This window comes from Streptomyces sp. NPDC079020, assembly GCF_044542225.1.
Classification (GTDB): Bacteria; Actinomycetota; Actinomycetes; order Streptomycetales; family Streptomycetaceae; genus Streptomyces.
Window position 1 is genome coordinate 509,594 of sequence record NZ_JBITUB010000003.1, and the last position, 20,066, is coordinate 529,659.

17 protein-coding genes are annotated in these 20,066 nt (G+C 72.5%); 8 read left to right on the forward strand and 9 right to left on the reverse strand.

Annotated elements, in window-relative coordinates:
- Nucleotides 1–62 precede the first annotated feature (62 nt).
- From ACIGJO_RS09375 to ACIGJO_RS09390, 4 genes are all read left to right on the forward strand, one after another.
- Nucleotides 63–1,778, forward strand: a complete 1,716-nt coding sequence (locus tag ACIGJO_RS09375; RefSeq protein ID WP_399954418.1) for an FAD-dependent monooxygenase — start codon at nt 63–65, stop codon at nt 1,776–1,778.
- Nucleotides 1,779–1,849: 71 nt separating this feature from the next.
- The gene (locus ACIGJO_RS09380; RefSeq protein WP_309506048.1) at nt 1,850–1,897 is read left to right on the forward strand and encodes a hypothetical protein; all 48 of its coding nucleotides are present in this window, start codon (nt 1,850–1,852) and stop codon (nt 1,895–1,897) included.
- 74 nt (nt 1,898–1,971) lie between these two features.
- Entirely contained in the window at nt 1,972–2,595 is a 624-nt protein-coding gene (locus ACIGJO_RS09385; RefSeq protein ID WP_399954421.1) for a cysteine dioxygenase, read from the forward strand.
- Entirely contained in the window at nt 2,592–2,999 is a 408-nt protein-coding gene (locus ACIGJO_RS09390) for a rhodanese-like domain-containing protein (protein ID WP_399954424.1), read from the forward strand. The genes ACIGJO_RS09385 and ACIGJO_RS09390 overlap by 4 nt, the downstream gene beginning before the upstream one ends.
- Before the next feature lie 66 nt (nt 3,000–3,065).
- On the opposite strand, the gene ACIGJO_RS09395 is transcribed toward ACIGJO_RS09390, so the two are convergent.
- Nucleotides 3,066–5,678, reverse strand: a complete 2,613-nt coding sequence (locus tag ACIGJO_RS09395) for an FtsX-like permease family protein (RefSeq protein WP_399954428.1) — start codon at nt 5,676–5,678, stop codon at nt 3,066–3,068.
- Nucleotides 5,675–6,433, reverse strand: a complete 759-nt coding sequence (locus ACIGJO_RS09400; RefSeq protein ID WP_399954431.1) for an ArsR/SmtB family transcription factor — start codon at nt 6,431–6,433, stop codon at nt 5,675–5,677. Before ACIGJO_RS09400 ends, ACIGJO_RS09395 begins: the two co-directional genes overlap by 4 nt.
- A 218-nt stretch (nt 6,434–6,651) precedes the next feature.
- On the opposite strand from ACIGJO_RS09400, the gene ACIGJO_RS09405 reads away from it, so the two are divergent.
- Nucleotides 6,652–7,350, forward strand: a complete 699-nt coding sequence (locus ACIGJO_RS09405) for a hypothetical protein (protein ID WP_399954433.1) — start codon at nt 6,652–6,654, stop codon at nt 7,348–7,350.
- Between the two features lie 36 nt (nt 7,351–7,386).
- Here ACIGJO_RS09405 and recX read toward each other — a convergent pair whose 3' ends face one another.
- Nucleotides 7,387–8,109 carry a recombination regulator RecX gene (gene recX, locus ACIGJO_RS09410; RefSeq protein ID WP_399954436.1) on the reverse strand — a complete coding sequence of 241 codons (723 nt, stop codon included), beginning with the start codon at nt 8,107–8,109 and terminating at the stop codon, nt 7,387–7,389.
- Between the two features lie 3 nt (nt 8,110–8,112).
- Nucleotides 8,113–9,237 (reverse strand): recombinase RecA, encoded by a 1,125-nt coding sequence (recA, locus tag ACIGJO_RS09415; protein WP_399954439.1) that lies wholly within the window; start codon nt 9,235–9,237, stop codon nt 8,113–8,115.
- Between the two features lie 268 nt (nt 9,238–9,505).
- Between recA and ACIGJO_RS09420 the strand changes: the two genes are divergently transcribed.
- On the forward strand, nt 9,506–10,498 hold the full coding sequence (locus ACIGJO_RS09420) for an SDR family oxidoreductase (RefSeq protein WP_399954442.1): 993 nt from the start codon (nt 9,506–9,508) through the stop codon (nt 10,496–10,498).
- Here ACIGJO_RS09420 and ACIGJO_RS09425 read toward each other — a convergent pair.
- Together ACIGJO_RS09425 and ACIGJO_RS09430 are read right to left on the reverse strand one after the other, a co-directional pair.
- Entirely contained in the window at nt 10,489–11,757 is a 1,269-nt protein-coding gene (locus ACIGJO_RS09425; RefSeq protein ID WP_399954568.1) for an AI-2E family transporter, read from the reverse strand. The genes ACIGJO_RS09420 and ACIGJO_RS09425 overlap by 10 nt on opposite strands.
- A gap of 147 nt (nt 11,758–11,904) precedes the next feature.
- On the reverse strand, nt 11,905–12,099 hold the full coding sequence (locus ACIGJO_RS09430; protein ID WP_399954445.1) for a DUF3046 domain-containing protein: 195 nt from the start codon (nt 12,097–12,099) through the stop codon (nt 11,905–11,907).
- An 80-nt stretch (nt 12,100–12,179) separates the two neighbouring features.
- Here ACIGJO_RS09430 and ACIGJO_RS09435 point away from each other — a divergent pair, with 80 nt between their 5' ends.
- A complete protein-coding gene (locus tag ACIGJO_RS09435; protein ID WP_399954448.1) occupies nt 12,180–13,097 on the forward strand; it encodes a hypothetical protein in 918 nt (305 codons plus the stop codon).
- On the opposite strand, the gene ACIGJO_RS09440 is transcribed toward ACIGJO_RS09435, so the two are convergent.
- From ACIGJO_RS09440 to ACIGJO_RS09450, 3 genes are read right to left on the reverse strand one after another with little or no spacing between them, the layout of a single operon-like run.
- On the reverse strand, nt 13,098–13,403 hold the full coding sequence (locus ACIGJO_RS09440; RefSeq protein ID WP_399954451.1) for an AzlD domain-containing protein: 306 nt from the start codon (nt 13,401–13,403) through the stop codon (nt 13,098–13,100).
- The gene (locus ACIGJO_RS09445; RefSeq protein WP_399954454.1) at nt 13,400–14,257 is read right to left on the reverse strand and encodes an AzlC family ABC transporter permease; all 858 of its coding nucleotides are present in this window, start codon (nt 14,255–14,257) and stop codon (nt 13,400–13,402) included. Before ACIGJO_RS09445 ends, ACIGJO_RS09440 begins: the two co-directional genes overlap by 4 nt.
- Before the next feature lie 10 nt (nt 14,258–14,267).
- On the reverse strand, nt 14,268–15,131 hold the full coding sequence (locus ACIGJO_RS09450; protein WP_399954457.1) for an AraC family transcriptional regulator: 864 nt from the start codon (nt 15,129–15,131) through the stop codon (nt 14,268–14,270).
- 169 nt (nt 15,132–15,300) lie between these two features.
- Here ACIGJO_RS09450 and ACIGJO_RS09455 point away from each other — a divergent pair, with 169 nt between their 5' ends.
- Nucleotides 15,301–20,010 (forward strand): DEAD/DEAH box helicase, encoded by a 4,710-nt coding sequence (locus ACIGJO_RS09455; protein ID WP_399954460.1) that lies wholly within the window; start codon nt 15,301–15,303, stop codon nt 20,008–20,010.
- Nucleotides 20,011–20,066 lie beyond the last annotated feature (56 nt).

A 20,066-nucleotide genomic window follows, 5' to 3' on the forward strand; every position in this document is an offset into this window, starting at 1 on the left:
ATCACGTACCCGGCTTCCACTGCCACGTTCCGCACAACCGTACGGGCCGGAGGGCACGCGCCGTGGACCCGGTGATCGTGGTCGGCGCCGGACCCGTCGGTCTGACGCTGTCGCTCGCCCTCGCCGCTCAGGGTGTCCCCTCCGTCGTCCTCGACGAAGGACCGGGCAAGGAGGAGCCGCGCCCGGCACGCACGGTCGTGCTGCGCGAGGACACCGCCGGCCTGGTAAAACGGCTCACCGGGCCCCTCCTGGACGAGGCGGGCCTGCGGTGGACCGGCTGGCGTTCGATGCGGCGCAAGCAACTGGTACGCGATGTCCCGCTGGGCGAGGAGGAGGGCGGCACCGAGCTGCCCGCCCCGGTCCATCTCCCGCAGCACGACCTCACCCGCGGCCTGCGGGACGCCGTCGCCGCACAGGACCTGGTGCGGCTGGTGCCACTCAGCCGGATCGACACACTGGAGCAGGACCCCGACGGGGTCACGGTGCACACCCGAGAGCCCGGTTCGACCTGGTGGCGCGGGAGTTATCTGGTCGGCTGCGACGGCGCACGCTCCACCGTGCGCAAGCTGCTGGACATCAGGTTTCCCGGTCGTACGGCCGTGGAACGGCACGCCGTCGCCGCGCTGCGCGTCGAACTCCCGTGGCCCGGCCGGGCCGTGCTGCACCGGCTGCCGCCGTGGCGGACCGGGGGCGCCGAGGTGACGGCGCGACCGCTGCCGGACGGCGTCTGGCGGCTGGACTGGCTCCTCCCGCCGCGTGGCGAACTGGTCACCCCCGATGCCCTCATCACCCGGATCCGGGACACCCTGGCGGGCTGGTGCGGCGAGACACCCGCGTACGACCTGCTGGACACCGGGGTGTACACACTGCACCACCGGCTCGCCCTGCGCTGGCGGGAGAAGCGGGCCTTCCTGGCCGGGGACGCCGCGCACCTGCTGGGGGCGCTGGGCACCCAGGGCCTGGACGAGGGGCTCCGGGACGCCGAGAACCTCGCCTGGAAGCTGGCCCAGGCCTGGCACCACAGCGCCGGTGAACTGCTGCTGGACAGTTACCAGGCCGAGCGCCGGGCCGCCGTCGCGGCACGGCTGCGCGCCGCGGACCAGTCCCTGCCGGTGCTTCGCGGCGGCGGGGGCCTGCGGACGCTGGTGCCCAAGGGCGCGCGCGGGCACGACAGCCTGCTCGCGGACGGTCATCTGGGGTGCGGCCCGCTGGGCGCGCCCCCTTCGTACACGCACTCCCCCCTCGCGCCTCCGCGCACTGACGCACACACTCCTGTGGGCACGCCCCTCGGTGCGCCGGTCGCAGATGTGCGGGTGACAGCGCCGGACGGGAAGACCGTGCCCCTGCGCGAGCGCATGGGGCGGGGGCGTCTTCTGGTCATCCTGATCGCGCCGGGTACCGGTGTGTGGGACCGGCGTCACTGGCTGACCGCGGGTGTCATGCCACGGCTGGCGGAGGCGGTGGAGGCACTGCCGATGAAGGGCGAACTGCTGGTGGCCGAGAGCTATCCGGGCGCCTCGGCCCACAGCGTGCTGCTCGTCAGGCCGGACGGACATCTGGTGGCGTCCTTCGGCGGAGTACGGCCGGCGGAACTGTCCGCGGCGGCTGACGCCGTACGGGGCGGGACGGGGCGTACCGGCACGGCTGCCGCCGACGGGGAGGGCGGGGCCGGTCCCGCGGACGCCGGCGGCTCCGAGCTCGTTCGCTCCGACGCCGCACGCCCGGACCCCCTTCGCCCGGGCTCCCTTCGCTCCGGCCGGACCGCGGGCATCAATTGACCCTCACGGGCGCACATGGTGTACTCCAGATCATGACCGACACCGATGTGCGCCTGTGGCGGAGGGTCCATATGGACCTCGTCCGTTACGCGGGCTGCGTGTGTCGCCCGTCCTGCTGAATCGCCTTTCTCCGCCGGTCCGCGCTGGTCTTCCGCGCGGCCGTGCCTTCACGCGAACTCTCAGGACGGTCCCTGTGTCTGCACCTTCCCCTTCTGTGTTCCCGGGTGTGTCCGTATCCCCGGCTGCCTCCGTTTCCCCCGGTGCCCCTGCTTCCCCGGGTGGCTCCCCGGCCTCTGCCGTCTCCGTGGCTGCCGGAACCCCGGCCGGTCCGAACGTCGCGGACCTGCTCGAATTCGTGCGCCGTACCGCTCGGGACGCGGACCTCATCGCCTCCCTCCCGCTCGACCCCGAGGGCCGTACCTGGGTACGGCTCGACGGTCCCGGCGGCAGCGAGGCCTGGCTCATCGGCTGGCCCCCCGGCTCTGGCACCGGGTGGCACGACCACGCCGAGTCCATCGGGGCCTTCACCACCGCGTCGGGCACGCTCAGGGAACACTCGCTGGCGGCGAGGCTTCCCACCGACGGCTGGAAGACCCTGGAACTGAGTGAAGGAGTGGACCGCTCACGGCAGTTGCCGGCAGGTCAGGGCCGGGCATTCGGGCAGCACCATGTCCACGAGGTGCTCAACGAGTCCGACGACGAGCATGCCGTCTCGGTGCACGCGTACTATCCGCCACTGCCGCGGATCCGCCGGTTCAGCCGGACCGGCGCGGTGCTCCGGCTGGAGCAGACCGAGCGTCCGGAGGACTGGCAGTGAGCGACGACGCCGTCGACGGTGCGGAACGGGTGGGCATCGACGAACTGCTGGAGCGGGTCAGGGCCGGCTACGACCGGATCGGCCCGCGGGAGGCGGCGGACGCCGCGGCCGACGGGGCACTGCTGGTGGACATCCGCTACGCGGCGTTGCGGAAGAAGGACGGCCTCATTCCGGGCGCGCTGATCGTCGAGCGCAACGAGCTGGAGTGGCGGCTCGACCCGCGGGGAAGCCACCGTGCGGCCGAGGCGGTCAGCCACGACCTGCGGATCGTGGTGATCTGCGACGAGGGGTACGCCTCCAGTCTCGCCGTCGCCTCCCTGCGGCAGTTGGGGCTGCACCGGGCCACCGACCTGATCGGCGGATTCCAGGCATGGCGCGCACGAGGGCTCCCGGTCGACGTCTGACCGGAAGCCCTCGGACGGCGGAGCCCACGCACGGCGGACCGGGGTCGCGCGGCGGACCGGTTGTCGCTACCCGCGTGACGTGGCGACCTCCACCGGGCGGGTCCTGAGCGCCATCCGGCCGGGTAGAGCGGTGGCCACCAGGGCCATCAGGGCCGCCGCCCCCACCACGGCCGCGTACACGAGGGGAAGCACGGCGGGCGCGGCGCCGCCGGTCATCCCGACGCTGAACGCGGTCAGTACGGCCAGGGCGATGCCGGTGCCGAGGACCGCCGCCAGCAGCAGTACCGCCAGGGCCTCGATCCGGAGCATCCGCAGCACTTGGCGGCGGGTCGCCCCGGCCAGCCGGAGCATCGCGAACTCCCTGACGCGTTCGGAGACGGACATGGCGAGCGTGTTCACGACGGCGATGGCGGTGAAGGCGAGCACGAGGCCCATGGCCAGATAGTTGACCTCGGCGTTCGCCTGCTGCCGGTCGGCCTGGAGCCGGTCGACGGCCGCCGGTGCGAGGACGGCGAGCCCGGGGAACTCCTCGAACCCCTTCACCTCGGCGGCGAGTTCGTCGCGGGCCAGGTCCGAGGCGACCAGGACGGTGGTGGCGAGCGGGTTGTCCATGTGCCGGGCGACCTGGTCGTGCGGCAGGGTCAGATCGCCGAAGCCCAGTCCCCTGGCGTACACGGCGGCGACGGTGAAGGCGGCCGGGGTGCCGTCGCCGAGGTGCAGCCTCAGTACGTCACCGGGGCCCAGGCCCAGCCGGTCCGCGGCCAGTTCGCTGATCGCCGCGCCGTCGGCCGTGAACTCCGCGAGCGAACCGCGGGTGACATCGGGATCCCAGGTGCTGCTGAGGCCCGCCGGGGTGACGCCCTGGACGGTGTACTTGTCGAGGCCGACCCGCACGGTGGTGCGTACGACTTCGGTGGCCGCCACGACCCCGGGCGTCGTCCGGATCTTCTCGGCGGCCGCGGACGGGATGCCGGGGCCCTGCCCGACCACGACGGCGGTGGCACGGAGGCCTTCGCGGGCCTGGGTACGGGCGGCGGAGTCAAGAGTCGGCTGGAGGAAGAGAACGGTGCAGGTCATCCCGATGAGCAGGGTGAGCGGGGTGACGACCGCGGCCATCCGGGCGGCATGACCACGCAGGTTGGCGGTGGCGAGCGCTCCGCCCGGCCCCGCCGACCGCAGCGGCCGGGTGAGCAGCGCGGCCGCCGATCTGACCAGGAGCGGACCCAGCAGCGACACGGCGGTGGCCAGGACCACCACGGCGAGGAAGGTGACGGGGGTCGAGGCGGCCTCGGTGCGCAGGATCCCCAGCACGGCGACGAGGACGAGGCCGCCCGCCAGCAGCGCCAGGCCCGCCGCGATCCGGCCCCACGCCGGACGGTCCGGCCCGGTCGCCGACTCGGCCATGGCCTCGGCCGGCCGGATACGGGAGATCCGGCGGCCGGAGATCCGGGCCGCCGCCCAGGAACCGGCCAGGGTGACGGCCACCGCGGCGAGGGCGGGGAAGACACCGGCGGTGCGTTCCAGCGAGGCGGGGACGGCGCCCAGACCGATGAACCGGCCGTGCAGCCAGGCGGCGAGCGGCAGCCCGGCGAGCGCTCCCATCACCCCGGCCACGGCACCCACCAGCAGTGCTTCGCGGCCGAGCAGTCGGCGGACCTGACGCGGAGTGGCGGCGATGGCGCGCAGCAGGGCCAGCTCACGGTGACGCTGCTGGATGGAGAGTGCGAACGTACCGACGACCACGAGTACGGCGACCAGCAGCGCGGTTCCGCCCATCGCCCCGCCCATGGAGATGAGCTTGATACGCGCCCCGGCGGCATTCAGGAACTCGACCGGGCCCCGGTCGTCCCCCGTGGAGACCTGTGCCGTCGTACCGCTCAGCGCCTCCTCGACCCGCTGCTCCAGCTGTCCGAGGTCCGTGCCGGGTGCGGGGATCACACCGAGGGCGGCCACCCGGCCGGGACGGGCGGCGAGCCGCTGGGCCTCCGCGTCGGTGAAGAAGAGCGAGGTCTGGTGCGTGAGGTCAACGCCTGTGCCTGTGCCCGCGGTTGTGCCTGCGCCTGGGCCCGCGGCTGCTCCGGACGGTGCGGGAGCGGCGATTCCGCTGACCCGGTACGGGCGCGGGGTACCGGTGGACTGCACGGTCAGCCGGTCCCCCGCCGTGAGTCCGGCCCGCTCGGCGAGCCCACGGTCGATCACCACGTCGTCGGCGGACGAGGGAGCCCTGCCCACGACAAGCCTGAACGGCGTGAGGGGAGCGGAGGTCCAGGAGTGGCCGTACGAGGGCCGGTCGGCCGACCGGGCCGTCGTACCGCCGGCCAGGGGCTCGGCGAGGAACGTGAGCTCGGGAACCACCCGGTGGACCCCCTCGACCGCGCGCACCCGGTCGGCGGTGGCGGCGGGCAGCCAGGCGCGCTCGGCGACGGGCTTCGCCTTGTGCTTGGTCTTGGTCTTTCCGTTGCCCTTGTGCTTGACGGTGGTCCGATGGACGTTCTGGTCGGCCGAGACGACCAGCGGGGCGGCCGCGTAGCGCTCGGTGGTGATCCTTCCGCGCAGTCCGGTCTCCAGGAGCGTGCCACAGGCGGTGATGAGTGCGGCGGCACACATCAGGGCCAGCAGAGCGCCGAGGAAACCCCCCTTCCGGTCCCGGATCGTCTGGAATGCGTAGCGCAGCATCATCGTGCGTCCGTCTCTGTTCGGTTGTCCGTGAAGGCGCGGGCGGGTAAGCCGGCATCCGGGAGGGCGGGGTCCGGGAAGGCGAGCAGGCGGGTGTGGACCGTGCGGGAGGCGGCCGGGCTGTCGCCCTCGGGCCGCTTGTAGCGGTTCATCAGGGCGATGTACTCCTCGAAGAACTCACGGAGTTCGGGGAGGGTCAGCCGGAGGGAACCGCGCGAGTACGCGAAGGCGTCGGCCCACTCGTCCTCGTCCGGCGCTTCCCGCGGGTCCCGTCCCTCCTGCCCTTCCCGCGCCGCCGGCTGCTCCCGCTCCGGGGCGTCGCGCTGAAGCCGCTCGAAGAGCGCGAGATCCTCCGCATACGTCCGGCGGTTGAGCTCGTCCATGACGAGCCGTGTCTCGGGGTTCTGTCGGGACCGGGGCGGGAATCGCCGGTCGCCCGGAATCGCCCGCCACCATCTGCGGCGGCGGGCCGCGAGATCCTCCGTCCCGGAACCCGCGTCCTCCGCGCCCCGGGACGCCGTCACTGCCCGGGGCCCGGGGTCCTGGGGGCCGGTCTCCTCGACGAATCCGTACCGGGCCAGTTCACGCAGGTGATAGCTGGTGGCCCCGGTGTTCAGGCCGAGGTCCCGGGCCAGACTCGCGGACGTCGCCGGACCGTACTGGGTGAGGTGCTCAAGGATCTGCCGACGCCGTGGCTGGGCGAGCGCCTTGAGCGCCGCCAGTTCGGTGATCCCGGTTCCGCGGGGCCTGTCTGCCATGACGTACACACTGCTCTGTGCACAGATGTCTGTGCACTGAAGCCTGCCCGCTTCTTGATACGGGGGTTAACCCCCGTCCGACGCGTTCCCCGTACGCCGCCGGGGCCGCCGCGGACGCTTGTCAGCACACCCGAACGCCACACTCCAGTGGAGCAATCGCCGCGCGCGACCCACATTCGCCTCATACAGAGGACCGAAATGTACGGAGATGCGCACTGATGGAGACCACGGCTCCCACCCCCGATCAGCTCGACCGCCAGGCTTCCCTCCTCCATGACACGGAGGCGTGGCAGCAGATCGTCGCAGGCTGGGAGTACACAGCCCCTGCCCCAGGGCCCACCTCTCCCCCGGCCGGCCGGTCACCCGAAAAACCGGCGGCGGGCGCGACGGCGGTCCCGGCGGCTGCAGGCCGCTCACCGCACGGCGCGGTGTCGCGGGACGGGTCCGACTGGAGAAACCTGCTGTCCGTACCCGTCGAGCAGCTCATCGACGACTCGATGCGTACGCTGCCCGCCGCCCCGCCGGACGAACGTCCGCTCCCCGGACGGTTCGGCGCGGTCCTGCCCGACCGTCTCCATGCCTGGCGGCGCGTCGGGCAGCCGGACCTGCGCCCCTCCACCCAGCTCGGCTACGCACGTCAGGTGCTGACCGAGTGGGGCTGGCAGAACACCCCGTACCGGCTGCGTAACGCCAGGGGCGCGCGCTGTATCTGCGGTGCCCTGCTCACCGCGCACCGGCTCGGCTACGGCTCCCTCGACACCGTGAACCGGGCCGGCGCCTGGCTGATCACCGAGCTCCGCTCCCAGGGCTGGCCCGGGTTGATCGGCCCCTGGAACCGGCACCCCGGCCGCACTGCCACCGACGCCCTGGCACTGATCGACGCGACGATCCGCCGGGCATCCGTCGCCGGACACTGACCGGCCCCCCGTGCGGCGGATCCCCCGGCGCCCGGTTCAGAAGGGCTCGTCCAGGCCCTCCGTGTCCTCGCCCTCTTCCTCCAGCGCCTGCCGCACCACGCGCAGGGCCATGCCCTCCCCGTATCCCTTGCGCGCAAGCATCCCGGCCAGGCGGCGCAGACGCTTGTCGCGGTCCAGGCCCCGCGTGGAGCGGAGCTTGCGCGCCACGAGCTCGCGGGCCGTCTCCTCCTCCTGCTCCGGTTCGAGCCGGCCGACCGCTTCGTCGATGAGGGCGGAGTCCACGCCCTTGGTGCGCAGTTCGCGGACGAGTGCGCGGCGCGCGAGTCCCCGGCCGTGGTGCCGGGACTCCACCCAGGCGCCCGCGAACGCCGCGTCATCGATCAGCCCGACATCCTCGAAGCGCGACAGCACTTCCTCCGCCGCCTCGTCCGGGATCTCCCGCTTGCGCAGCGCGTCCGCGAGCTGCCTACGCGTGCGCGGTGTCCCGGTGAGCAGCCGCAGACAGATGTTGCGGGCCTGCTCGACCGGGTCTCGCGGCTCCCCCTTCTCGGCCCTCGACGAGGAGGGGGAACCGCTGCTCTTGGTGTCGGAGCGGGCGCGGCGCCCCGCCCCCTCGCCGAACCCCGCTCCCGCTCCACGGCGGGACCGGGACCGTCCGGCAGAGCCGTCGCCCGGCTCCGGCGCGGCCCCTTCGGCGAACTCCGGACCGGGGCCCGCGCCAGGGTCTGCGCCGCCCGGCCACTCCGTACGACGCGTCACGGCCTAGCTCTTGGCCGCCGCCGACTTGGCCGACTTGGCCTTGGTGGCCGAAGCGGGCGCGGGCTTCGCCGCGGCGTCGGAAGCGGCGGCTCCCGCAGCGTCCGCGGCCGGCTCGGATGCCGCCGCGTCCGGCCGCACGCCGACTCCCAGCTTGTCCAGGATCTTCTTCTCGATCTCGTTGGCGAGATCGGGGTTGTCCTTGAGGAAGTTCCGGGAGTTCTCCTTGCCCTGGCCGAGCTGGTCACCCTCGTACGTGTACCAGGCGCCCGCCTTGCGTACGAAACCGTGCTCCACGCCCATGTCGATCAGACCGCCCTCGCGGCTGATTCCCTGGCCGTAGAGGATGTCGAACTCGGCCTGCTTGAAGGGCGGCGCGACCTTGTTCTTGACGACCTTGACGCGGGTGCGGTTGCCGACGGCGTCGGTGCCGTCCTTCAGCGTCTCGATCCGGCGGATGTCGAGGCGCACCGAGGCGTAGAACTTCAGGGCCCGGCCACCGGTCGTGGTCTCCGGGGAGCCGAACATCACACCGATCTTCTCGCGGAGCTGGTTGATGAAGATCGCGGTGGTCTTGGACTGGTTGAGCGCGCTGGTGATCTTACGGAGGGCCTGGCTCATCAGACGGGCCTGCAGACCCACGTGCGAGTCGCCCATCTCGCCCTCGATCTCCGCACGGGGCACCAGGGCCGCGACGGAGTCGATGACGATCAGGTCGAGGGCACCGGAGCGGATCAGCATGTCCACGATTTCCAGTGCCTGCTCACCGTTGTCCGGCTGGGACAGGATGAGGTTGTCGATGTCGACACCGAGCTTCTTCGCGTACTCGGGGTCGAGGGCGTGCTCGGCGTCGACGAACGCCACCGTGCCGCCGGCCTTCTGCGCGTTCGCCACGGCGTGCAGCGTCAGCGTCGTCTTGCCGGAGGACTCCGGCCCGTACACCTCCACCACACGGCCGCGCGGCAGGCCGCCGACGCCGAGTGCGACGTCGAGTGCGGTCGACCCGGTGGGAATCACCTCGATGGGCTCGTTCGGCCGCTCACCGAGGCGCATCACCGCGCCCTTGCCGAATTGCCGTTCAATCTGTGCGAGTGCGGCGTCCAGCGCCTTCTCGCGGTCGGTTCCTGCCATGGGTTCCACCCGATTTGCTTGAGTCGATCGCTTCACGTCAAAGACGCTAACCCCTGCCACTGACAATGGGCCTCGACGTCCTCCCGGCCTGTGGACAACTCCACGGTCGGGCCCGGGAAAACCCGGCCGGAATCCCATGAGAATGGATGTTCGATTTCAGTGTCAAGCGCACCACGCCGGGCCCACACGGCCGAGAGTAGCGCCTTATAGCAGCCAGCGATGATCAAGTCAATGAAATCCCCTGCGACCCATGCTAGATTCCTGCCATATGCGGACATCTCGCTCGGCCTCTTCAGGTTCCAGCCGCACGGACTCCGGCCACACGGACTCCGGCCCCGCAGGCCACGGCCCCGCAGACCGCGGCCTCGCGGGGAAGGTCGCGCTCGTCGCGGGCGCCACCCGCGGCGCGGGCCGGGGAATCGCCGTTCAGCTGGGCGCCGCCGGAGCGACCGTGTACGTCACTGGCCGCACCAGCGGGTCCGGGCGTTCCGAGATGGACCGGCCCGAGACGATCGAGGAAACAGCGGCGCTCGTCGACGCGGCGGGCGGCCGCGGGATCGCCGTACAGGCGGATCACCTGGTTCCCGGCCAGGTGAGGGCACTGGTGGCCCGCATCTCCAGCGAGCAGGGAGCCCTGCACCTTCTGGTGAACGACATCTGGGGCGCCGCGATCGAGTGGAACAGGTCGGTGTGGGAATCGTCCCTGGACACCGGACTGCACACCCTGCGGCTGGCCGTCGACACGCATGCCATCACCAGCCACTTCGCGCTCCCGCTGCTCATCGAGACACCGGGGGGCCTGGTCGTCGAGGTGACCGACGGGACGGACGAGTACAACGCCACCCACTACCGGGTTTCGTTCTTCTACGACCTGGCGAAGGCCGCGGTGAACCGGATGGCCTTCGCCCTCGCGCACGAACTGGCGCCTCATCGCGCGACCGCGGTGTCGCTCACCCCCGGCTGGCTCAGGTCCGAGGCCATGCTCCAGGCCCACGGGGTCACCGAGGCGACCTGGCGTGACGCGGTCGAGCACTCGCCGCACTTCGCCGTCTCCGAGACCCCGGCGTTCATCGGCCGGGCCGTGGCCGCACTCGCCCAGGACCCCGAGGTGGCGCGCTGGAACGGGAAGTCGCTGTCCAGCGGGCAGCTGGCGCGGGTCTACGGCTTCACCGACCTGGACGGCAGCCGACCCGACGCCTGGCGGTACATGACCGAGGTCCAGGACCCGGGACTGCCGGCCGACGTCACCGGCTACCGCTGACGCCCGTCCGCGCCCCCGGATCCGCCCGAGCCGTCCGCGCCCCCGGATCCGTCCGATCCCGATCCGCCCGATCCCGATCCCGATCCGTCCGAGCAGGACGGCCCGTCCGATGCCCCCGGCCCGTCCTGGCCGTCCGGTACCCCGTTTCCGGGAGTGGCCATCGCGCGGCGGATCCGGGAGAGCACCGGTTCACCACGCTGCCGACGGCTGCCGCCGTGCACTCTCGGGTCGTCCGTCACGTCGTACCGCTTCACATAGGCGCCGAGGAACGCCTGCAGCGTGGCAACCGCCGGAATCGCAATCAGTGCGCCGACAGCGCCCATCAGCGCCGTGCCTGCGATCACCGAACCGAAGGCGACCGCGGGATGGATGTCGACGGTCTTCGAGGTGAGCTTGGGCTGGAGCACATAGTTCTCGAACTGCTGGTAGACCACGACGAAGCCGAGCACCCACAGCGCGTACCAGGGATCGACCGTGAAGGCGATCAGCATCGGCAGGGCCCCCGCCAGATACGTACCGATGGTGGGGATGAACTGCGAGACCAGACCGACCCAGACGGCGAGCGCCGGGGCGTAGGGCACTCCGAGGATCACCAGCAGGATGTAGTGCGCGATGCCGGAGATCAGGGCCATCAGGCCGCGCGAGTAGAGATAGCCGCCGGTCTTGTCGACCGCGATCTCCCAGGCCCGCAGCACCTCGGCCTGCCGGGCCGGCGGCAGCACGGAGCACAGCCCGCGCCGCAGCCGGGGGCCGTCGGCCGCGAAGTAGAAGGAGAACAGGAAGATCGTCAGCAGCCGGAACAGGCCGCCGAGCACCGTGGTGGAGACGTCGAGCACGCCGGTCGCACTGTTCTGGACGTACTTCTGCAGCCAGTCGGAGTGCAGCAGGCTGTCCTGGACCTCGACCCGGGACAGGTCGGTGTTGAACGTCTGGTTGACCCAGCTGATCACCGAGTCGAGGTACTTGGGGAACTCGTCGACCATGTCGACGATCTGGCCCGCGAGCATCGAGCCGAGCAGCACGATGAAGCCGATCCCGGCGATCAGCACACCGAGGAACACGAGGAACGTGGCGAGGCCCCGGCGCATACCGCGGGATGACATCCGGCTGACCGCGGGCTCGATGGCGAGCGCGAGGAAGAACGAGATGAGGACGTTGATCAACAGCCCGATGAGCTGGTCGAACGCCCAGCTGCCGAGCCGGAAACAGGCATAGAGCGCCAGGGCCAGCACCATCGCACGCGGCAGCCAGCCGGGCATGCGGACCGGACCGTTCCCGTTCGGCGGCGCGGGGGGCGCGGCCGGCGGGACGGGCGGGGAGGTGGACGGCTGGGTCGGGGCGGTCTCGTCTGTCGGTGCCACGGAACAAGTCTCGCCTACGCCGGTGACAGCCCTCCGCCCGCCCCGTCAGCGCTTGCGGGCGGGGACGTCCACAGCGGTGCAGACCCCGCGCCAGACGTCCTTGGCATCCCATCCGTCGGCGAGTGCCTGGTGGACCGTACGGCCGCCGAGTTCGGCCATCACATGGTCGTGCGCGAACGAATCCGCGTACCCCTCGCCGAAGTGGTCCGCCATCCGTTCCCAGAAAATCGTCAACCGCATGCCACCAGTATCGCGCTCCTGAGAGTGCAGCCCGGCCGCTACGCATCTGCCGGCAGCACTTTCCGCTCTACGGTCGGTCCATGGCTGGAACCGGAGCTAACCCCCCACTCGCCCGCGCCGAACAGTTCATCTGGCTCACCGCCCGCGTCCTCGAACAGCGGCGGTTCGCCCACGACTTCCTCGACGGGAGTCCGGACGCCGTCGAGACCGCACTCGCCGCCTACCTGAACGAGGACGGCGGATACGGCCACGCCCTCGAACCCGACCTCCGGGGCCCGGTGAGCCAGCCGCTGCCCACCGCGCACGCCCTGAGCGTTCTCGACTCGATCGGCCGCTGCAACGGACTGCGGGTGGAGCGAATCTGTCGGTATCTGACCGATGTATCGACCAAGGAGGGTGCTCTGCCCGCGCTCCTTCCCACCCAGCGCGGCTACCCCGCCGCCCCGTTCATCCCGATCGTCGACAACCCGCCCGCCGAGCTGCTGGCCACCGGTCCGGTCGTCGGGCTGCTGCACCGCAACCAGGTGTGGCACGCCTGGCTCTTCCGGGCCACGGACTTCTGCTGGGCCGCCGTCGACGCCCTGGAGCAGTCGCATCCGTACGAGATCGAGGCGGCCGTCGCCTTCCTGGACGGCGCCCCTGACCGGCCCCGCGCCGAGGCGGCGGCGGGACGGCTGGGACGGCTGGTGCGCGAGCAGCGGCTGGCGGTGCTGGATCCGGAGCGGCGCGCGGAGTACCCGGGCTCGCCCGGCTACGCACCGGGTGAGCACCACTTCCCGTACGACTACGCCCGTACGCCCGGCTCGCTGGCCCGGCGCTGGTTCACCGACGAGGAGCTGGACCGCTCGCTCGACCACCTGGCGGCCGAGCAGCAGGAGGACGGCGGCTGGCCGGTGAACTGGCGCCGGTGGGCCCCCGGGACGGGGCTGGAGGGACGGCCCCTGGTGACGCTGAAGGCCCTGCACACCCTGCGGGCGTACGGCCGCCGCCTCAGTTGATCAGCCCAGTGCCCGTACGCCCGCCGTGACCGCGACAGCGGCGCCGACGACCACCAGGAACGGCGCCCGCACCATCAGCGCCAGTGCCGCGGCGGCGAGGCCCGCGCTCCGGGCGTCGAGCATCAGCTGCCGCCCGTCCCCGAAGGTCTGCTGCGCGGTGAGGGCCGCGAGCAGCGCCACGGGAAGGAGTGCGGCCAGCCGCTGCACGAGGGGGCGTTCCAGTGCTCCGGCGGGAACCAGGAGTCCCAGGAGCTTCGCGAGGTAGCAGCCGACCGCGGTGAGTCCGATGGCGATCCAGATGCTCATCGGTGCTCCCCCGTCTTCTGGGCCTTCTCGGCCTTCTCCGCTCTCCCCGTGTCCCCCGCCCCGTCCGCCCTCTCCGCCTTCTCCGCCTTCTCCGCCTTCTTGGCGCGTCCCATCAGGAACAGGACCACGGGTGCGGCGAGCGCGGACAGGAGGACGGGCACGCCCGCGGGCAGCACGGGCAGAAGGCCGAGCGCCAGCAGCACCGCGAGTGCCGCTGTGACGCGTTCGGTGGTGCTCTTCAGCATCGGCGCGAGCAGCGCCAGGAACACCGCCGGGCTCGCCGCGTCCAGGCCCCAGGCTTCGGTGTCGCCGAGCGCCTCGGCACCCAGCGCGCCCACCAGCGTGGTCAGGTTCCAGAGCACGTACAGGGTGAGCCCGGTGACCGTGAAGCCGAGCCGTGCCGCCCGCCGGGTGGGCTGGGGCAGCGTCACGGCGGTCGTCTCGTCGATGACCCAATGGGCGGCGAAGGGCCGTACCGCTCGCGGAAGAGCGAGCAGCTGCGAGAGGCGCAGGCCGTAGAACGCGTTGCGTACGCCGAGGAAGAACGCCCCGGCCGCCGCGGTGTACGGGTTCCCGCCCGCCGCGAGGGCGCCCACCAGGGCGAACTGGGAGGCCCCGGTGAAGACGAGGAGGCTGAGCGCGCAGGTCTGCAGGAGCGTGAGTCCCGATCCCGCCGAGGTGACGCCGAAGGCGAAGCCGGAGAGCCCGACGGCGATGCCGACGCCGAGCGCGTCCCGTACGACGGCCTCGTCCGGCTTCCCGGGCGCGGCCCCGGTGTCCGCCCGGCCGGTCCGCCCACCGGGTATGAGGCCGGCCGCACCGGCGCTCTCAGAGGTTGCTGTCTGTTCTGCCACGCCCGGAACGCTACGGGGAGCGGTCCGGGCCGGTCTTGTACGTTCTTGCGCGTTCGCGCTGGTACGCGCCGGGCGGCACTCCCACGATCCGGGTGAAATGGCGGTTGAGATGCGGCTGGTCGGTGAAGCCGACGGCGGCCGCGGCGTCGGCCGGGGCGGTCCCCCGGTCGAGCATGCGGCGCGCCCGGCGTACGCGGGCGTCGGTGAGCCAGGTGTGCGGCGGCATCCCGTACTGCTTCTTGAAGGCCCTCAGCAGCGCGAACGGACTGGTTCCCAGTTCGGCGGCCAGCGATTCCAGGGTGGGCGGCCCCTCCATCCGATCCTCCAGCACGGCCCGCGCGCGGGCGGCGTCCCGGGCTCCGGCGGTGCGGAGCGCCGGGGTGGTCAGGGGGCTGCCGTGCCGGTTGAGCAGCCGCACCACCATGACCCTCAGCAGGCTGTCGGTGGCCAGCGCGTTGCCCTCCTCCGCGGCGCGGTGGATCTCGGTGATCAGCCGGGCGGCCGGCGGATCGGTCGCACTGGTCTCGGCAAACCCGACCGTTCCGCGCAGGCTGGTCACATCGGCCGCGATGTCGTTGATCACCTGGGCCGACGGATAGAGCGTCGCGTACACCCAGCCCTCGGGCACTCCGGCGCGGGCGGTGTGCGCCACCTCCGGATTGATCATGACGACCATGCCGGGCCCCGCGTGCACCGTTCCGCCGGGCAGTCCGACGTCCTCGACACCGCGGGTGATGGTGCCGAAGACATAGCCCTCGTGACTGTGGCGGGGGAAGGTGTGGCGGACGTACCGGGCACGCAGCAGATCGAGGTCGGGCAGTTCCGCGTACTGCCAGTACCTCGCCCACTCCTTCGCCCCGTCCACTCCCGCCATGGTCGAATTCTCGCAGGTCCCGTCCGTGTCCCGCAGATCCGAAGGGACCACCTCGCCCTCACCGGACCCCTTTCCCCGCCCCGGCCCACACCCTCCCGTACGCCCGGCCGGGCGCCCCCGCCGCTCGCGTCACCGGCCGTTGTCAGTGGCGGGGTGCACGATGGGGGACATGGCCGGCTCCGCACTCGACTCGTTCTCGCCCGCGACCCGCAGCTGGTTCGCGGGGGCCTTCCGCGCGCCGACAGCCGCGCAGGAGGGCGCCTGGCGCGCCATCGGCGAGGGCAGCGATGTGCTGGTCGTCGCGCCGACCGGTTCCGGCAAGACCCTCGCCGCGTTCCTCGCCTCGCTGGACCGGCTGGCCGCGGTCCCGCCGGCCGCCGAGGCGAAGAAGCGCTGCCGTGTGCTGTACGTATCACCGCTCAAGGCCCTCGCCGTCGATGTGGAGCGCAATCTCCGCTCACCGCTGACCGGAATCCGGCAGGAGTCGGTGCGGCTCGGGCTCCCCGAGCCGGAGGTGCGGGTGGGGATCCGGTCCGGGGACACCCCGCCGGCCGAGCGGCGTTCGATGGTGACCAGGCCTCCGGACATTCTGATCACCACGCCCGAATCGCTGTTCCTGATGCTCACCTCGTCGGCCCGGGACGCCCTCGCGGGTGTCGAGACGGTGATCCTCGACGAGGTGCACGCCGTCGCCGGTACGAAGCGGGGCGCCCATCTCGCCGTATCGCTGGAGCGGCTGGACGAGCTGCTGCCCAGGCCCGCGCGGCGGATCGGCCTGTCCGCGACGGTCCGGCCGGTCGACGAGGTGGCCCGCTTCCTCTCGCCGCAGCGGAAGGTGGAGATCGTCCAGCCGACGTCCGCCAAGGAGTTCGACCTGTCGGTGGTCGTCCCCGTCGAGGATCTGGGTGAGCTGGGTGGCTCCCCCGCCACCGACGGCGGTGGCGACCAGGCGGAGAAGCCGTCCATCTGGCCGCATGTCGAGGAGCGCATCGCCGATCTCGTCCAGTCGCACCGCTCGACCATCGTCTTCGCCAACTCCCGGCGGCTGGCGGAGCGCCTGTGCAACCGCCTCAACGAGATCGCGTACGAGCGCGCGACCGGCGCGGTGTCCGACGGAAGCGGATCCGCCCCGGCCCCGGGGGAAGCCCTCCCGGAGGCTCACTCCCCCGCCGAGATCATGGCCCAGTCCGGCGCCGCGAAGGGCGCTCCGGCGCTGCTCGCCCGCGCACACCACGGCTCGGTCTCCAAGGAGCAGCGGGCCCAGGTCGAGGAGGACCTCAAGGCGGGCCGGCTGCCCGCGGTCGTCGCCACCTCCAGCCTGGAGCTGGGCATCGACATGGGTGCGGTCGATCTGGTGATCCAGGTCGAGTCCCCGCCGTCCGTCGCCTCCGGGCTCCAGCGGGTCGGCCGGGCCGGACACCAGGTGGGCGCGGTCTCCACCGGAGTGGTCTTCCCGAAGTACCGCGGCGACCTGGTGCAGGCAGCCGTCGTCACCGAGCGCATGCGCCGAGGTGCCATCGAGGCGCTGCGCATCCCGTCCAACCCCCTGGACGTGCTCGCCCAGCAGCTGGTCGCCATGGTCGCGCTGGACAGCTGGCAGGCGGACGATCTGCTGGCCCTCGTCCGCAGGGCGGCCCCGTTCGCCTCGCTCCCCGAATCGGCCTTCACCGCCGTGCTCGACATGCTCGCCGGCCGCTATCCGTCGGACGCCTTCGCCGAGCTGCGCCCCCGGGTGGTGTGGGACCGGGTCGCCGGAACGGTCACCGGACGCCCCGGCGCCCAACGGCTCGCGGTCACCTCCGGCGGCACCATTCCCGACCGCGGGCTCTTCGGCGTCTTCCTCGCCGGGGCCGACCCGAAGAAGGGCGGCGGCCGGGTCGGTGAGCTGGACGAGGAGATGGTGTACGAGTCCCGGGTCGGCGATGTCTTCACGCTGGGCACCACGTCCTGGCGGATCGAGGACATCACCCGTGACCGGGTGCTCGTCTCGCCCGCCCCGGGGGTTCCGGGACGGCTGCCGTTCTGGAAGGGCGACCAGCTGGGACGTCCGCTGGAGCTCGGCCGTGCGCTGGGCGCGTTCCTCCGGGAGATCGGCGGGCTGTCGCAGGAGGACGCCCGGCTCCGGCTGCTCGCCGCCGGTCTCGACGCCTGGGCCGCGGACAACATCCTGTCGTACGTGGACGAGCAGCGCCGCGCCTGCGGCCATGTACCGGACGACCGCACGATCCTGGTCGAACGCTTCCGGGACGAGCTCGGGGACTGGCGGGTCGTCGTGCACTCCCCCTTCGGCGCCCAGGTGCACGCCCCCTGGGCACTGGCGATGTCCGCCCGCCTCAGCGAGCGGTACGGAATGGACGCCCAGGTCATGCATGCCGACGACGGCATCGTGCTGCGGCTGCCCGACGCCGATCTGATGGGCCTCGACCTGCTCGACTTCGATCCGGCCCCGGGAGCGGACGGCGAGTCCGCCGGCGCCCGACCGGCTCCGGCGGCACCGGACATGGCGTACGACAGCGACCAGCCCCCGATCGGTGCGGCCGACGTCGTGTTCGACAAGGGCGAGGTCCAGCAGATCGTCACCGATCAGGTGGGCGGCTCGGCGCTGTTCGCCTCCCGGTTCCGCGAGTGCGCCGCCCGCGCGCTGCTGCTGCCCCGGCGCAGCCCCGGCAAGCGCACCCCGCTCTGGCAGCAGCGCCAGCGCGCCTCCCAACTGCTCCAGGTGGCCTCCGAGTTCGGTTCGTTCCCGATCGTCCTCGAAGCGGTCCGCGAATGCCTCCAGGATGTCTTCGACGTTCCCGGACTCACGGAACTGATGGGCGATCTGGAGGCGCGGCGCGTCCGGCTGGTCGAGGTGACCACCCAGGAGCCCTCACCGTTCGCCCGCTCGCTCCTCTTCGGGTACGTCGCCCAGTTCCTGTACGAGGGCGACTCCCCGCTCGCCGAGCGCCGGGCCGCCGCGCTCTCCCTCGACTCCCGTCTCCTGGCCGAGCTGCTCGGCCGGGCGGAGCTGCGCGAACTGCTCGACGCCGATGTGCTGACCGAGCTGGAGCGGGAGCTCCAGTGGCTCACCGAGGACCGGAGGATCAAGGACGTCGAGGGCGTCGCCGACCTCCTTCGGGTCCTCGGCCCGCTCACCGGCGCCGAGCTGGCCGACCGGGGCGCACAGCCGCAGTGGGCACCCGAACTGGCAGCCGCCCGCAGGGCCATCAAAGTCCGCATCGCCGGCGCCGACCACTGGGCGGCGATCGAGGACGCGGGCCGGCTGCGCGACGCGCTGGGCACCGCCCTGCCCGTCGGCGTGCCGGAGGCGTTCACCGAACCGGTGAAGGACCCCCTCGGCGATCTCCTCGCCCGCTTCGCCCGTACGCACGGTCCGTTCACCTCGGCCCGGGCGGCCGATCGCTTCGGGCTCGGCACCGCCGTCACCGACGGAGCACTCCACCGGCTGTCCGCGTCGGGCCGGACCGTCCAGGGCGAGTTCCATCCGGCGGGCATCGGGCAGGAGTGGTGCGACGCGACCGTTCTGCGCCGGCTGCGCCGTCGCTCGCTCGCCGCTCTGCGCCATGAGCTGGAGCCCGTTCCGCCCGCCGCGCTCGCGGCCTTCCTCCCGCAGTGGCAGCACGCCGGCAGCAGCAGCCTGCGCGGAATCGACGGACTGGCCCGCGCCGTCGAGCAGTTGCAGGGGGCCCCGGTTCCCGCGTCCGCGCTGGAGAAGCTGATCCTGCCGAGCCGGGTCATGGGGTACACCCCCGCCATGCTCGACGAGCTGACGACGACCGGTGAGGTCCTCTGGGCCGGTGCGGGCTCCCTGCCCGGCAAGGACGGCTGGCTCTCCCTCTACCCGGCCGACAGCGCACCCCTGCTCCTGCCGCCCCCGCACCCGCTGGAGCAGTCCGCGCTGCACGAGTCGGTCCTCACCACTCTCTCCGGCGGATACGGGCTCTTCTTCCGGCAGATCGCCGATCAGGTGCGTGCCACCACCCACCCGGACTGCACCGATCCGCAGCTGGCCGACGCCCTGTGGGACCTGGCCTGGTCCGGCCGTCTCACCAACGACACCCTCGCCCCGCTGCGCTCGCTCCTGGGCTCCGGGCGCACCGCGGGCTCGACCGCCCACCGCGCCAGACGCAGCGTTCCGCGCGGCCGGTACGGATCGCTCACCGCGGCGGCCCGCCCCGCCTCCCGTACCGGCCCGCCCACCGTGTCGGGCCGCTGGTCCCTGCTGCCCCCGGCCGAACCGGAACCGACCCACCGCGCGCATGCCCTGGCCCGTACGCTGCTCGACCGCCACGGCGTGGTGACCCGGGGGGCGGTGCAGGCGGAGGGCGTCGAGGGCGGCTTCTCCGCGACGTACCGCGTCCTCGCCGCCTTCGAGGACAACGGCCAGGCCCGCAGGGGCTATGTCGTCGAGGGCCTGGGGGCGGCCCAGTTCGCGATGGACGGCGCCGTCGACCGGCTGCGGGCGGCGTCCACGGCCCGCGACCGGACGGATCCCGGGACCGCCCCCCACGCCCTGGTCCTCGCGGCCGCCGACCCGGCGAACGCGTACGGGGCCGCGCTGCCCTGGCCCGAGTCCCCCGATGGGGCCGGTCACAAGCCGGGCCGCAAGGCAGGGGCCCTGGTGGTCCTGGTCGACGGCGAGCTGACGCTGTACATGGAGCGCGGCGGGAAGACGCTGCTGGCCTGGCCGTCCGACCCCGAGTCCCCGGCGCTGAGAGCGGCGGCCCAGGCGCTGGCCGCGGCGGCCGGCGCGGGCGCGCTCGGCACCGTCACGGTGGAGCGCACCAACGGCGCCTCCTCCCTCACCTCGCCGCTGGGCCGCACGCTGGAAGCCGCCGGATTCCTCGCCACCCCGAGAGGCCTGCGTCTGCGCGCCTGAGCCACCGGAGGGCGTCCCGGCGCCCTCCGTGTCTCCCGGCACCCGCCATCCGCACC